Here is a 12,731-nt window from a genome sequence, read left to right as displayed (position 1 = left end):
AGGGCTTTGTTTTATTAAGTGAAGGAAGCACTTACTCTTCCTCACCCAATGTAAAATCCATTTCACGTCAGCGATTATTTGGTCATTTTCTTCATCATACGTTTGATGAATGATGCTTTTTTCGCTTTAGGCTTACCGTAAAGTGCATCGTGCATGGCTTGCTTGGCGATCATCTGACCTAGATATGCATTGCCTAATTCGTGATTCATGAGTCTCTCCTCAATAGTAAGGAGCGTGATTTTAATCACAATTAGAATAAAAACAAGATCTAAATCACATTATTTATCCCAATTAAGCGCGCTTTGGTTGCTGGTATGTTTTGCCGGCAATTTGGTAGGTGTCTTTGCGCTTAACATCAAACATGACGTCAAAGAACCAGGCAACAAAACGAATCACGTCATCGCCTTCATCCATTACGTGCTCAACAAACTCTTGCTCTTCGCCTTGTTCATTGGTCTGAACTGTGACGTGATAAATTCGCTTAGCGCCATCAACCTCAGCCAAAGCAAACTGGCCAGTGAGCGAGTTAGCCGCCTCGGCAACTTCGCTGTCATCACTCGCTTTTAAGATCTCTAAAGCCTGTGGCAAGTTCTCTTTCTCACACAGTGTTTTTACTAGTGCTTCAAATTCTTTGTGTTCCATGGGTATCTTCTCTGGATTCAATTTGTCGGCATTGTATACCCAACGAGGTATCAAGCAAACTCTTGCTGAGCAACTGATGCTTTTCTTGACGATAACAACACGCCACTCATCGCCAAGGCGGAGATCAAATAGAACACGCCCATAGCAGTTTGACTTTGTACCCAGTGCTCCACCAAGACGCCACCAAGCAAGCCTGCGAGACACATTTGTATCGACCCGGACAGAGCCGAAACCGAACCAGCCTGGCGCTTATGTGGCGCTAACAGCATGCTAATAGAGAGCGGGAATGATAACCCTTGCGCTATGGTCAGTAAGGTAAATGCCCAGACCAGATTAAACAGGGTCACTGGCGTCACCAATAACCACACACCTGCAAACGTCATGATCGAAATAGCAAACGCTAACAGCTGGCTAGTCGATAGATAGCGATTGAGGATATTTAAACTGATACTGCCAATCATCAGGCCTGCTGACGGAATGATCATCACTGAACCGTACTCCGCAGCCGTTAAACCAAGTTGGTGTTGGAGGATAAACGGCATCACGGATAGCGAGACTAAGCTGGCCAGATAGCTTATCCAGTTATAGCTCGCACTAGTTAACACCTGCCTGTTGGTGATCAAGGCCGCGTAGTTTTTTACCACGCCAATGATATTGAACTTACTCTTACCATACGTCATGGTTTCAGGCAGGACAAAGTAACCTAAAGTGAAGATCGCGATCAGGTAGATCAACACGAACATAAACACCGCTTCCCAGCCAAGATAGAACGCGATCCAACCACCGAGCACAGGGGCAACAATCGGCATGATTGATGCGGTGACCGATATATAGGAGAGCGCTTTGGTCAGTTGAGCGCCTTCGTAACTGTCGCGCAGTACGCTGCGTCCCAAAACGGATGCGCTTCCCGCCCCTAAACCTTGCAGTAATCGCCCCAGGATTAACAGATGAAGCTGATGCGAGAACATCAGACAGATCACTGTACCGACTAAATACACCCCTTGACCCATGATGAAAACAGGACGTCGACCTATCGCATCTGACAGTGGTCCGTAGAAAAGCTGAGACGCGCCAAAACCGACTAAGAAAAGAGTCACAAGCAGTTGAACATCGGCTTGGTTAGCACTTAAAGACTGGCTGATTGCAGGCAACGAAGGCAGGTAAATACTGACCCCGACCTGACCAGTCGCGATAATCATCATAGCGAGCAAAATGGGTGTTTTTCTCATAGCGTCTCCTGAACAACTTTACGTCAATTCAGTTTAAATTAGCCACTCACAAATGATAATATAGCGAATTGGAAAGTGATTAATTCCCAAATAGAAACAATAAGAGGGTGTTATGGATTGGATTCAAAGCGTTCAGAGTTATATTCGTGTCGTAGATGAAGGAAGTTTTAATGGCGCGGCAAGAAAGCTAAACACCACCAGCTCCGCCATCAGTAAACGTATTCACTGGCTTGAAGAGCGTATTGGTGTGCAGTTGCTCAAACGTACCACTCGCTCCGTCACCCAGACCGAAGCTGGCGCACTATTTTATCAGCGCGCGAAGGTGCAACTCGACGAATGGCAATCCATTGTTGACGAGACTCGCTCGGTATCTCAAACGCCTGCTGGCCTGCTTAAAATCGGTGCCACACTGGCTGTCGGCTCCAAGTTTCTCGTTCAATATCTGGATGATTTTTTACAGATGTACCCTGACATTCGAATTCAATTGACCACCACCACGCCGGGTCAGTTGCCGGAACTAAGTCTCGATCTTTTCATCAGCCGCGAAATCGAACAGCTCAACTCACTCAGCTTCAAAGCGACGGCTCTGTTTGAACATCGCGCAGGGTTTTACGCCTCTCCGGATTACATTGAACAACATGGTGAGCCAACTATCGCCAAAGATCTCGCCCATCACAATATGTTGGTTTGGGGAGAGCGCCCGCAAAGGGAGATCACCTTAACCAATGGACAAAAACTATTGCTGAACGGCAACTTCGCCACGACCAATCCGGAGGCGCTCTACTATGCCGCTAAGAATGGCATGGGCGTACTACTTAGTAATGATGTGATGATCAAAGAAGAACTAAGACTCGGCACGTTAAAACGTATTCTGCCTGACATCACAGCAGACGAAGCCACGGTGTACGCCTATTACCCGAAACTGGATTACCAGCACACCCGGACTAAACTATTCCTCGACTACCTCAAAGAAAGGCTGTCGAAAGGTCAATAAGTTAGAGTTAAACGTCCATCATTTTGATTATTCATTTGCAATACTATGCATCTCATACCATATTTAATTTGTAACCCCCATCAATAAATAAGTGACAAAGTTCACGATAAAAGTGAGTTACTACGTTATGGTTAGGACAGCATATCAACAGGCGCCATTGAGCGTCGAAGTTCTCAATGACACGCTAAGTTTGGATGGGATAGATCTGCTCAATAAAACCACCTCCGAGTTGAGCCGATACTCAAGTTCATACTGTACCTGTGTAATAGAGTTAGATCCCTTTACTTCAAGACCGACTCTGCTCGCCTCGTCGAGTGTGCAAAAGCTGCAGCGAGACATCTACACATCACCTTTAACAAGAGCGACCTGCGCACTGGTTACGCAATCGGATCAAGACTCGATCATCTGTGCGAGTAACGCGCGAATGGTTAACCCGCATGAGCAATATATTATTGAACATGGCATCGAATCCTACATTGCAGTGCCACTCAAAACCCATAATGGTGAAGTATTGGGTGTGCTGTTATCAACCTATACCTACGCATTAGATGACAAACAGTGTGACGATCTCGCCTATTACCATAAACTGTTTGCCAACCTTGTCGCACACAGTCTGAGAGCAAAATGGTTGTCGGCCCGCTCTGATACGCTCGTCGAACAGCTTAGCTACGAGGTCTCACACGACAACCTGACAGGCCTGCTCAACCGTAGCTTTTTGTCTGACAAATTAGAAAGGCTCAACGAACTTCAAAATGATCCCTTCACTCTGGCGTACATAGATATTGATAACTTCAAGTCCATCAATGACCTGTACGGCAATTACATTGGCGATCAGATCATTAAGTTTGTCGCTAATACGATTAAAGATACGGTCAAGGATAAGCAACTTGCGTTTCGTATCGCTGGTGACGAGTTCGCCTTTATCACACTCTCAGGCGACCCGTTTGAACTGTGCCACTCCCTGATTGAAAAGCTCGAAAAAGGCTATCAGGATCCTGCCCACAACATTAAATTCAGTGTCAGTATCGGTTTGGCAAGAAATACCGGCCATAATCTCACCTCTGATCAGATTATTCTCAATGCCAGTCTGGCGCTGAAAGACTGTAAGCAGTCTCGCCATACCAGTATTCAGTGTTACGACACCCACCTTAGCGCCCAGTACTACCGCCGGGCACTGGTGATTGATGCACTGAGACAAGAGTTAGAGAAAGACTGTCTCAGCCAGAGTGAGATCTATGTCGTCGCCCAGCCTATCGTCGATTTAAGCAGCGATAAGTGGGATTACTTTGAAATACTCGCTCGCTGGCAAAGTAAAGCGCTGGGCGCCATCTATCCGATCGAGTTTATTGAAGCAGCAGAGCAATCTGGCTTGATTGTTGAACTCGGTGAACGCATTGTCGAGCTGGCGTGCAAAGCGAAAGCGGAATTGGAGAAAGGTCTGGGTCATAACGTAAAGCTGGGTATCAACTGCTCCGCTCACGAGTTAAACAACTCTACACGCTATATGCAGCATATACTCTCCACGATTCGTAAATATGACTTCGCGCCTTCGGACTTCACCATCGAGCTCACCGAAACCGTGCTGTTATCGCAAACCGAAGAAGTGAAAGAGATCCTTAATAAACTGAGACTGCTTGGCTTTAAAGTCGCCCTGGATGACTTTGGTACAGGTTATTCAAGTCTCAACTATATCCATAGCTATCCAATCGACTGCATTAAAATAGATGCTACTTTCATTAAAAACATGCTGACCAATGAAACCGCAGAAAGGGTGGTATGGCTGATTGTGCAACTTGCCAAGCAGCTAGGGGTGTCACTGGTGGCTGAAGGGGTAGAAGATCAACAAGCGTTGGATAAACTCAACGCGATGGGTTGTCCGCTGATCCAGGGTTACTATTTCTCCCGCCCTGAAACACCAGAGGTACTGATCAGTAAAAACTATGAGCGCAATGCGCAGCGACAGGTCTCAAACGGTTAGTCTAAAACGGCGATAGCCATGTTCGGGTTAGAAGGGAAGTTCGACCTGCATCATGACATCGCCGTCGTATTTCTCATGCCAGCGATAATCCAGACGCATTCTAGGTTTGCCTGAATCCATATCACCAAAGCCAAAACTGACTAGCAAACCATGACTTTTTAGCCACTCCTCAGTATCCATCGCGTCTAATTGCTGCTCAAGCTCACTCGGGACCCATACGCCAAGACCGACATAGTTAGAGGCTAAACTGCGACTCAGGATCGGGTTATCATCCTCACTCATGTTCCAGTCAGCCCAATACTCGCTGTAATCTTTCTTTTCGCTAATGGCTAAGTCACTAAATGATTTCAGTGACTGGGTAGTGTACTCAAGACTATCAAGCAGTGAAAAACATACGCCATGAGTTTTACCCAGCATCACAGATTGAGTGGTGGAATACATATCGCAACCAAACGCGACAGAAGGCATCAATAACGCAGCCGCTATCAATCCAACCTTTGACATTCACACCTCTTATATATCGTACGCTAGCCCATTTAATAATACTCCATTTTAACTAGTCTGCGACATACTTTTGTCGTGGTAAGGTCAGAAATGTCCTGCTTTTCAACCAGTGCCTTACGTATATCAGTACTTCTTACCCTGACCGTTTCCGGACAGCTTAATACCGACCAACGACTGAGGATCTCTTCGGCTTTATAGAACTTGGCAAAATTGAACAGGTTGTCTGGCCCCATAACAAATGTCAGCTCACTTTGCGGGTATTGTGCTTCCAAAGCTTCAAGTACTGCGAAGGTTGTGACACTGGATTCAGGTTGGTATAGCGTCTCTTCGATGGTCGAGCGCTCAACGTTGCTCACCGTCAGATCTTCGATAAACAGATCCACCAGCTCACATCTCACTGAATAATCCAACATCTGCTTACCCCAGGCATGAGCAATACTCGGTAGCAGCAGGACTTTGTCAAAATGGCTTAGAGACTCAATAACACTCTTATGACCCAGACTAGGTGGATTAAAAGCACTTCCAAACACAGCAATTTTGCACATTTTATTTCTTCACTCTGTGGTGAAAACTGTGATCACAGTTTTCTAATTCTTTGATTGAGGTATGATATAGCAAGGTGACTTTAACACGTCCACTTCAGTTGAGATAACTCTTGCTGAGATAGACCTGTTAAGGCTATCAAGATTGCCACCAAATTTTAAACTACATTGCTTGCAGGAAGGAAACACAATGGAACAGTTGATCCGCGATGAAATGCGCGTTCTGCCGTCAATCGACCCTCATTTTGAAATTACGCGTCGTGTTGATTTTATTAAGAAAATGCTACAGAACTCTGGGTGTAAATCACTCGTTCTTGGCATCAGTGGTGGCGTAGATTCCACTACCTGTGGCCGTCTGGCTCAGTTAGCTGTTGATCAACTCAACGAAGAATCAAACGGCGGCTATCAGTTTATCGCCGTGCGCCTGCCATACGGCGAACAGAAAGACGAAGATGAAGCACAGTTAGCTCTTCAGTTTATCCAACCAACCCATTCGGTTTCTGTCAACATTAAAGCGGGTGTAGACGGTTTACACGCAGCAAGTCATATCGCTTTGGACGGCACAGGCCTGCTGCCAGAAGAGAGCGCAAAAATCGACTTCGTTAAGGGCAACGTTAAAGCGCGTGCACGTATGATCGCTCAGTACGAGATCGCTGGCTACGTTGGTGGTTTGGTGATTGGTACTGACCACTCTGCAGAAAACATTACCGGTTTTTACACCAAGTTTGGCGATGGCGCATGTGACATGGCTCCTCTGTTCGGTCTGAGCAAACGCCAGGTTCGTGAAATAGCGGCGACACTAGGTGCCCCAGAGCTGCTGGTTAAAAAGGTGCCAACCGCTGATCTCGAAGAACTGGCTCCGCAAAAGGCCGATGAAGACGCTCTAAACCTGAGCTATGACCAAATCGATGACTTCCTGGAAGGCAAATCGGTTTCTCAGGAGGTGTCTGATCGTCTGGTGAGTATCTACAAGAATACTCAACATAAGCGACAGCCAATCCCAACCATTTACGACTAACCCCAGTCTACAAGCCCTTGTCATTTGGCAGGGGCTAACTGTTTCGCTTCTCACCACAGACCAAGAATCAACACGGTTTGTTTCCAACGCTAGCCTAAGCCGTCACACTCTAACCAAATATTGACCTAAGCCACTAGCAGGAAAGTACGCTTTTCACTAAACTATGTCGGTAAACCTACGACTCTGTACCCAAGGCGGCTTTAACGCCCCCTGCCCTAGATGCTTTTTTATTATCGACGCTAATTAGTGTGTAGAAATATGGAACAAGATAAATTTACCAATATTTATCGATTGCCAACTGCTGTGCAGATCCGAATCGGAAAGTGGCAACAGACCTTTAACGGCACGTCTGACCTTGTCATGCACCAGGCTATCGACGTTCGAAATAAGCAATACCGTAAGCCAGACTTTTTCCCAACAGGTTGGAGTGTCCAACTGTTCGATAAAGACGATATCTCGGTCACGCATCATGGCAAATATATCCAAACTGCTATGCGCACTATGCTGGATCGAAAGGTGTCGTATAAGCGTGTTTACCTGTCTCGCCTGCCATTGGAACAAGCAGAACCAGGCATCATTGCGTTTAAGCAGGAGTGGATTTCTAAACACAATCGCGTAGCGCGCAAATACAACCAGATCAAGAAAAAGCAGTTTATGCGTTTTGCTCTGGAAGAGGTAGAAACTCTCTATCCATCGATTCCTAAAGGGGAGTTTGATGTTCAGCTATGGAACAAGTTGGTCATATCTGAACTCGGACAGGCGAAGAAGTTTGATAACCCTTACTTCGTTAAGAAAGCAAAAGTCTAATGAGTTGGGGCAGCGATAAGCTGCCCTTTCAAATCAAGTCATTCCACTAGTATTTATTAACTATTTCCTGATATAAACTGTGTCCTGAAGCATCCTTCTCTTTCAGCAGATCTAACCCTTTCTGCAGTTTTTCTACCACCGCATCATCGGTCTCGAGATTAATTGCAAAGTACACATCCCCTTCACTGACCACGTAGACGGATTCAAACAGATTAGGATCGACGTTGGCTTGTCTCGCCCACCAATAGGCCGCTCTCTCTGCATAAACAAACAGATCGATACGTTTTTTCATCAACTGCTCGGCTAATACCGTGACATACGACGCTTCCTGCATCGAATCACGTGGGATCCCCATCGCCAGTAAACTCTGCTCACCGATATCATCTCGAATCACACCGATACGATAATCTGCCATGTCCAAAGGCGAGTTGATTTTGATATTGGCGTCTTTACGCGCCAGGACCACGACTTTGATATCTAGAATGGGGCCAACCCACTTAAAGAGGTTTTCTCGATGTTCTGATCGTGTGGTCGAAAATAGAACTGAGTCTTGATGAGTCAACACTGTACGATAGGAGCGTGCCCAGGGTTGCAATGTTATCTGGTTAAGCTCTACTGGCTCACCAACTAACGCACTGGCAGCTAAAAGGATATCGACTGAGTATCCGGTTATCTTCTCGTCTTTAATAAAATTGGCAGGTGGATAAGACTCGGTATAAAACGAAATCTCACGTAAATCGTTTTCATTACTTACAGCAGTAAAGGACGTGAGATACGCTAAGATCACGAACGCCATTTGTCGCATTGCTAAGCTCCTTCTTTGCTCCCTTCCATTAAAGTTAGTTCACACAGAAGCAGTTCTAAAGGTCTAAGCCAAATTATATTAGTCCGTTTCGGCTTAACCCTCGCTTAACACTGGTGCACATCTTACCAAAGCGGCGTATTTCATCGAAATGAGGTTCTCTTCCTCTGTCCAACGCGGATTCCCAATAACTCAGCTCAGAGTCAACCATTTCCAGCAATTTCTTTGGACAGCCAACACAGTTTCCCTTCGTACCACAGACAAACGTCTCTGGCTCGTAGAGCGGTAAGGTATTTTTAACCTGCTCGATAATAGTGCGCATCGCGGTTACGCGATCAGGTTTTCTCGCTTGCATCACAGGTAAGGCTCAATTGTCATTCAGGGAGGCGGATTATAGTCCTGCCGGAGAAAAAGCCAATACCTACAAAGTGTCACAGCAATAAAAAAACCTATCAACTCTGCAGCTGATAGGTTTCACGTTTGCCCTGATAGGGGGAGTATTACAACTAACGCTGTCTAAAGCACTTTATGCAGTTTCTGTGTACGCTGTGCCTGCTCTGCCATAGTCAGGAAGGAGTCAATCCAATGAAGAATCAGAACCGAGTCCTGCGCTTTGTCTAACTGTCTGAAGGCGTCTTCGGCATGATCATTACCAATAAGTTCTCGCCTCTTATCAACCAGTTTTGCGACGAATTCGCTACTGAACTCAGGGTGTCCCTGCACTGTCAAAACATGATTATCCTTGGCTAGCATAAAGTTTGGGCAAAATTCATTACTTGCGATAACCTTGATGCCTTTGGGTACAATCACTACCTGATCTTGATGAACGACCAGCATACGGACACTATCCATTGATAGGTTCATCCACTTTTTCTGTGCGGTGACGTTGACTTCATAGCTGCCCAGTCCCCAGCCCTTTTCGGACTTCATTACTGTGCCACCTAACGCTCTGGCAATGACCTGATGACCAAAGCAGATACCAACCAAAGGTCTTCTTACCGCTTCACAGCGTCTAATCCACTCCATCAGACCGACAATCCAGGGATCATCATCGTAAGCATTATGTACGCTACCGGTAATGATAAAACCATGGCACTCATCGAGGTTAGGAAGGACTCCCTTCGTCGCGTCATAATCAACAAACTCAAATTGATTATTCACTTCAAACAGCGAGGCTTCAATCATGTCAAAGTACTGACCATGATGCTCTGCGAGCGGCGGATCAACGTGCCCACAAGTAATGATTCCTATCTTCATTGTTCACCTATTTCATTGTTGGCATAACAAATTCACTTTCCCTTTGACCTTTTGGCCACCGCGCTGTCACAGTCTTCATACGAGTATAGAAACGTACGCCATCATTACCGTGAACATTTAACGGTCCGAAGATTGAGCGCTTCCAACCACCAAAACTATGGAATGCCATTGGTACCGGGATCGGAACGTTAACTCCTACCATGCCAATTTCGATCTGCTCTGTAAAGTTTCTCGCGGTATCACCGTCACGGGTAAAGATTGCTGTTCCGTTACCAAATTCATGTTCATTAATCATATTAACGGCATGCTGGTAATCATCGGCACGAACGACAGACAATACCGGACCAAAGATCTCTTCTTTGTAGATCGTCATATCTTCGGTGACGTTGTCAAACAGAGTACCACCAACAAAGTAGCCCGGTGAGCCAGCGTCATAGTTGCGGCCATCGACCACCAGTTTCGCACCCTGATCAACACCTGACTGAATGTATTCAACCACTTTGTTCTTATGTGGCTCACTGACTAGCGGCCCCATCTCATTCTCAGGCGTTACACCTAAGCCAGGACCGACTCGCAATGCTTCCACCTTCTCTTTTAGCTTAGCCACCAAACGATCAGCGGTGTCGTCACCCACCGCGACGGCAACAGAAATCGCCATACAACGCTCACCTGCAGCACCATATGCCGCGCCCATGATAGCGTTTACTGCACCATCAAGATCCGCATCTGGCATCACAACTAAATGGTTCTTCGCGCCGCCTAACGCCTGAACACGCTTACCGTTGGCACTGCCTTTGGCGTAGATCGCTTCAGCAATTGGCGTAGAGCCGACAAAGCTCACTGCGGCAACATCCGGAGACTCGAGCAACGCGTCGACAACTTCTTTATCACCTTGCACGACATTGAAGACGCCATCAGGCAGACCCGCTTGCTGAAGCAGCTTAGCCAGTACCAAAGCAGCACTTGGATCTTTCTCTGACGGTTTAAGAATGAAACTGTTACCACATGCCAATGACACTGGAATCATCCACAGCGGAACCATCACTGGGAAGTTAAATGGCGTAATACCGACACACACACCAACCGGCTGCATCATTGAGTAGCTGTCAATCTCACGACCTACATTCAGGGAATGTTCGCCTTTTAGCAGGTGTGGAATACCACAAGAGAACTCGACGACTTCAAGACCACGAGTCAACTCACCTAACGCATCACTGTGCACTTTACCGTGCTCTTCGGTGATCAGAGTCGCGAGATCGTCCGCGTTCTCTTCCAGTAGCTGTTTGAACTTAAACATAACGCGAGCACGTTGCAGTGGCGGTGTCGCCTGCCACGCCGCCTGAGCATTTTTGGCTACCTGTACAACCTCTTCTGCTTCCTGTGCAGTTGATAGTTGTACCTGACCACGTCGCTCACCAGTTGCGGGATTATAGAGATCCGCACTGCGAGAACTTTTACTTTCAACTACCGATCCATTTATAAAGTTTGAAACTAAAATCGACATAATTATTCCTTGTATTCAATGGTGCTCAGCACATCACTTAAGATATTAAACAGTTCATCAATATGGTGTTTTTCAAGAATGAGTGGTGGTGACAAGGCAATGATGTCGCCAGTAACACGAATCAGTGCGCCTTTCTCATAACACGCTTGGAAAACTTGGAAAGCTCTCGAGCCCGGTTTACCGGCAATACTCGATAACTCGATACCTGCAACCAATCCGTAGTTACGCAGGTCAATAACATGAGGTAGCCCTTTCAGGCTGTGTACCGCGTCTTCCCAATATTGAGAAAGTTCAGATGCACGCGTGTACAAGCTCTCTTGACGATAGATATTGAGCGTTGCCAGTCCAGCCGCCGCTGCAACAGGGTGACCCGAGTAGGTATAGCCATGGAATAGCTCAATTGCCTGACTCTCCGGGCTAACCATTGCGTCGTAAATTTCATCACGAACAAATACTGCCCCCATCGGAATTGCACCATTGGTTAACCCTTTGGCACTGGTAATAATGTCTGGGATCACATCAAATTCCTGCGCGGCAAACGGGCTACCGAGACGACCGAAGCCGGTAATAACTTCATCAAAAATCAGCAGGATGCCGTGCTGAGTACAGATTTCTCTCAACTTCTTCAGGTAGCCTTTTGGTGGCAGAATGACCCCAGTCGAACCTGCGATTGGCTCAACAATCACTGCAGCAATGTTACTAGCGTCGTGCAGGGTAACAATATTCTGTAAACTTTCAGCCCAGCCCGGATCGTAGTCAGGCAGACCACGGCTAAAGCCGCTATGTTCGATGCTAAGGGTATGAGGTAGATGGTCAACGCCAGTCAGAAGGCTACCGAAGGTTTTACGGTTGTTGACAATACCACCGACCGAAATGCCACCAAATCCTACTCCATGGTAGCCTCGTTCGCGACCAATCAGACGGGTACGTGTACCCTGCCCAATCGCACGTTGATAAGCCAGTGCAATTTTTAGTGCGGTATCAACGGACTCAGATCCTGAGTTAGTAAAGAAGACCTTACCTAATCCAGCAGGTGCGATCTCCGCCAGTTCTTCCGCGAATTGAAATGGCAGTGGGTGGCCCATTTGAAATGTCGGTGCAAAATCTAGGTTATGGATTTGCTGACTCACGGCCTCGCTGATCTCTCTGCGTCCATGGCCTGCGTTACAACACCATAGCCCTGCCGTTCCATCGAGAACTTTACGATTGTCCTCTGTGCGGTAATACATCCCCTCAGCAGAAACCATCATTCTTGGTGATTGCTTGAACTGCGAGTTAGCGGTAAACGGCATCCAAAATGCGTCTAGGTTGTGTGTTTTTGCGAGATCCTGCATGTGCATTTCCTCAATCAATGACTAAGACTTTGTTGTCTGTGATATCGATCAAGGCGTTTCTTTTAATAAACGCCTAACCATTTTGTTAAAAGTATGTTATAAAATATTTAACAGAAACGA

At 46.5% G+C, this 12,731-nt stretch carries 14 protein-coding genes; 4 read left to right on the top strand and 10 right to left on the bottom strand.

What is annotated here, in order from left to right; translation table 11 throughout:
- Positions 1-74 precede the first annotated feature (74 nt).
- From RH46_RS22565 to RH46_RS16295, 3 genes are all read right to left on the bottom strand, one after another.
- Positions 75-209, bottom strand: a complete 135-nt coding sequence (locus RH46_RS22565) for a hypothetical protein (protein WP_006880613.1) — start codon at positions 207-209, stop codon at positions 75-77.
- A gap of 82 nt (positions 210-291) precedes the next feature.
- A complete protein-coding gene (locus tag RH46_RS16300; RefSeq protein WP_006880612.1) occupies positions 292-642 on the bottom strand; it encodes a hypothetical protein in 351 nt (116 codons plus the stop codon).
- A 50-nt stretch (positions 643-692) separates the two neighbouring features.
- Entirely contained in the window at positions 693-1,871 is a 1,179-nt protein-coding gene (locus RH46_RS16295; protein ID WP_006880611.1) for a multidrug effflux MFS transporter, read from the bottom strand.
- Positions 1,872-1,983: 112 nt separating this feature from the next.
- On the opposite strand from RH46_RS16295, the gene RH46_RS16290 reads away from it, so the two are divergent.
- Both RH46_RS16290 and RH46_RS16285 read left to right on the top strand, forming a co-directional pair.
- Positions 1,984-2,865 carry a LysR family transcriptional regulator gene (locus RH46_RS16290; protein WP_006880610.1) on the top strand — a complete coding sequence of 294 codons (882 nt, stop codon included), beginning with the start codon at positions 1,984-1,986 and terminating at the stop codon, positions 2,863-2,865.
- Positions 2,866-2,992: 127 nt separating this feature from the next.
- The gene (locus RH46_RS16285; protein WP_040896038.1) at positions 2,993-4,843 is read left to right on the top strand and encodes a bifunctional diguanylate cyclase/phosphodiesterase; all 1,851 of its coding nucleotides are present in this window, start codon (positions 2,993-2,995) and stop codon (positions 4,841-4,843) included.
- A 27-nt stretch (positions 4,844-4,870) separates the two neighbouring features.
- On the opposite strand, the gene RH46_RS16280 is transcribed toward RH46_RS16285, so the two are convergent.
- Both RH46_RS16280 and RH46_RS16275 read right to left on the bottom strand, forming a co-directional pair.
- Positions 4,871-5,347, bottom strand: a complete 477-nt coding sequence (locus RH46_RS16280) for a hypothetical protein (protein WP_006880608.1) — start codon at positions 5,345-5,347, stop codon at positions 4,871-4,873.
- A 32-nt stretch (positions 5,348-5,379) separates the two neighbouring features.
- A complete protein-coding gene (locus RH46_RS16275; RefSeq protein WP_006880607.1) occupies positions 5,380-5,892 on the bottom strand; it encodes a nicotinate-nicotinamide nucleotide adenylyltransferase in 513 nt (170 codons plus the stop codon).
- Between the two features lie 187 nt (positions 5,893-6,079).
- Between RH46_RS16275 and nadE the strand changes: the two genes are divergently transcribed.
- Together nadE and RH46_RS16265 are read left to right on the top strand one after the other, a co-directional pair.
- Complete coding sequence (nadE, locus tag RH46_RS16270) at positions 6,080-6,907, top strand: NAD(+) synthase (protein WP_006880606.1); 828 nt, start codon at positions 6,080-6,082, stop codon at positions 6,905-6,907.
- 258 nt (positions 6,908-7,165) lie between these two features.
- A complete protein-coding gene (locus RH46_RS16265; RefSeq protein ID WP_006880605.1) occupies positions 7,166-7,714 on the top strand; it encodes an MSHA operon transcriptional regulator in 549 nt (182 codons plus the stop codon).
- A gap of 46 nt (positions 7,715-7,760) precedes the next feature.
- On the opposite strand, the gene RH46_RS16260 is transcribed toward RH46_RS16265, so the two are convergent.
- From RH46_RS16260 to aptA, 5 genes are all read right to left on the bottom strand, one after another.
- Complete coding sequence (locus tag RH46_RS16260) at positions 7,761-8,519, bottom strand: substrate-binding periplasmic protein (protein WP_006880604.1); 759 nt, start codon at positions 8,517-8,519, stop codon at positions 7,761-7,763.
- A 73-nt stretch (positions 8,520-8,592) separates the two neighbouring features.
- The gene (locus tag RH46_RS16255) at positions 8,593-8,871 is read right to left on the bottom strand and encodes a hypothetical protein (protein WP_040896036.1); all 279 of its coding nucleotides are present in this window, start codon (positions 8,869-8,871) and stop codon (positions 8,593-8,595) included.
- Between the two features lie 161 nt (positions 8,872-9,032).
- Positions 9,033-9,773 (bottom strand): type 1 glutamine amidotransferase, encoded by a 741-nt coding sequence (locus tag RH46_RS16250; protein WP_006880603.1) that lies wholly within the window; start codon positions 9,771-9,773, stop codon positions 9,033-9,035.
- A gap of 7 nt (positions 9,774-9,780) precedes the next feature.
- A complete protein-coding gene (locus RH46_RS16245; RefSeq protein ID WP_006880602.1) occupies positions 9,781-11,277 on the bottom strand; it encodes a CoA-acylating methylmalonate-semialdehyde dehydrogenase in 1,497 nt (498 codons plus the stop codon).
- 2 nt (positions 11,278-11,279) lie between these two features.
- Positions 11,280-12,611, bottom strand: coding sequence for an omega-aminotransferase AptA (aptA, locus tag RH46_RS16240; RefSeq protein WP_006880601.1), 1,332 nt, complete (start codon positions 12,609-12,611; stop codon positions 11,280-11,282).
- Positions 12,612-12,731 lie beyond the last annotated feature (120 nt).

It is taken from the genome of Vibrio brasiliensis LMG 20546 (genome assembly GCF_000189255.1).
Taxonomy (GTDB): Bacteria; Pseudomonadota; Gammaproteobacteria; order Enterobacterales; family Vibrionaceae; genus Vibrio; species Vibrio brasiliensis.
Note: the sequence above shows the minus strand (reverse complement) of the source record. Positions and strands in the feature narration are given on the sequence as shown.

Excerpts from the sequence above, each read along its gene's own strand:
- RH46_RS16255 (WP_040896036.1), bottom strand. The coding sequence starts at position 8,871 with ATGCAAGCGAGAAAACCTGATCGCGTAACCGCGATGCGCACTATTATC.
- RH46_RS16250 (WP_006880603.1), bottom strand. The coding sequence starts at position 9,773 with ATGAAGATAGGAATCATTACTTGTGGGCACGTTGATCCGCCGCTCGCA.
- RH46_RS16280 (WP_006880608.1), bottom strand. The coding sequence starts at position 5,347 with ATGTCAAAGGTTGGATTGATAGCGGCTGCGTTATTGATGCCTTCTGTC.
- nadE (WP_006880606.1), top strand. The coding sequence starts at position 6,080 with ATGGAACAGTTGATCCGCGATGAAATGCGCGTTCTGCCGTCAATCGAC.
- RH46_RS16275 (WP_006880607.1), bottom strand. The coding sequence starts at position 5,892 with ATGTGCAAAATTGCTGTGTTTGGAAGTGCTTTTAATCCACCTAGTCTG.
- RH46_RS16290 (WP_006880610.1), top strand. The coding sequence starts at position 1,984 with ATGGATTGGATTCAAAGCGTTCAGAGTTATATTCGTGTCGTAGATGAA.
- RH46_RS16300 (WP_006880612.1), bottom strand. The coding sequence starts at position 642 with ATGGAACACAAAGAATTTGAAGCACTAGTAAAAACACTGTGTGAGAAA.
- RH46_RS16260 (WP_006880604.1), bottom strand. The coding sequence starts at position 8,519 with ATGCGACAAATGGCGTTCGTGATCTTAGCGTATCTCACGTCCTTTACT.
- RH46_RS16295 (WP_006880611.1), bottom strand. The coding sequence starts at position 1,871 with ATGAGAAAAACACCCATTTTGCTCGCTATGATGATTATCGCGACTGGT.
- RH46_RS16285 (WP_040896038.1), top strand. The coding sequence starts at position 2,993 with ATGGTTAGGACAGCATATCAACAGGCGCCATTGAGCGTCGAAGTTCTC.
- aptA (WP_006880601.1), bottom strand. The coding sequence starts at position 12,611 with ATGCAGGATCTCGCAAAAACACACAACCTAGACGCATTTTGGATGCCG.
- RH46_RS16265 (WP_006880605.1), top strand. The coding sequence starts at position 7,166 with ATGGAACAAGATAAATTTACCAATATTTATCGATTGCCAACTGCTGTG.
- RH46_RS22565 (WP_006880613.1), bottom strand. The coding sequence starts at position 209 with ATGAATCACGAATTAGGCAATGCATATCTAGGTCAGATGATCGCCAAG.
- RH46_RS16245 (WP_006880602.1), bottom strand. The coding sequence starts at position 11,277 with ATGTCGATTTTAGTTTCAAACTTTATAAATGGATCGGTAGTTGAAAGT.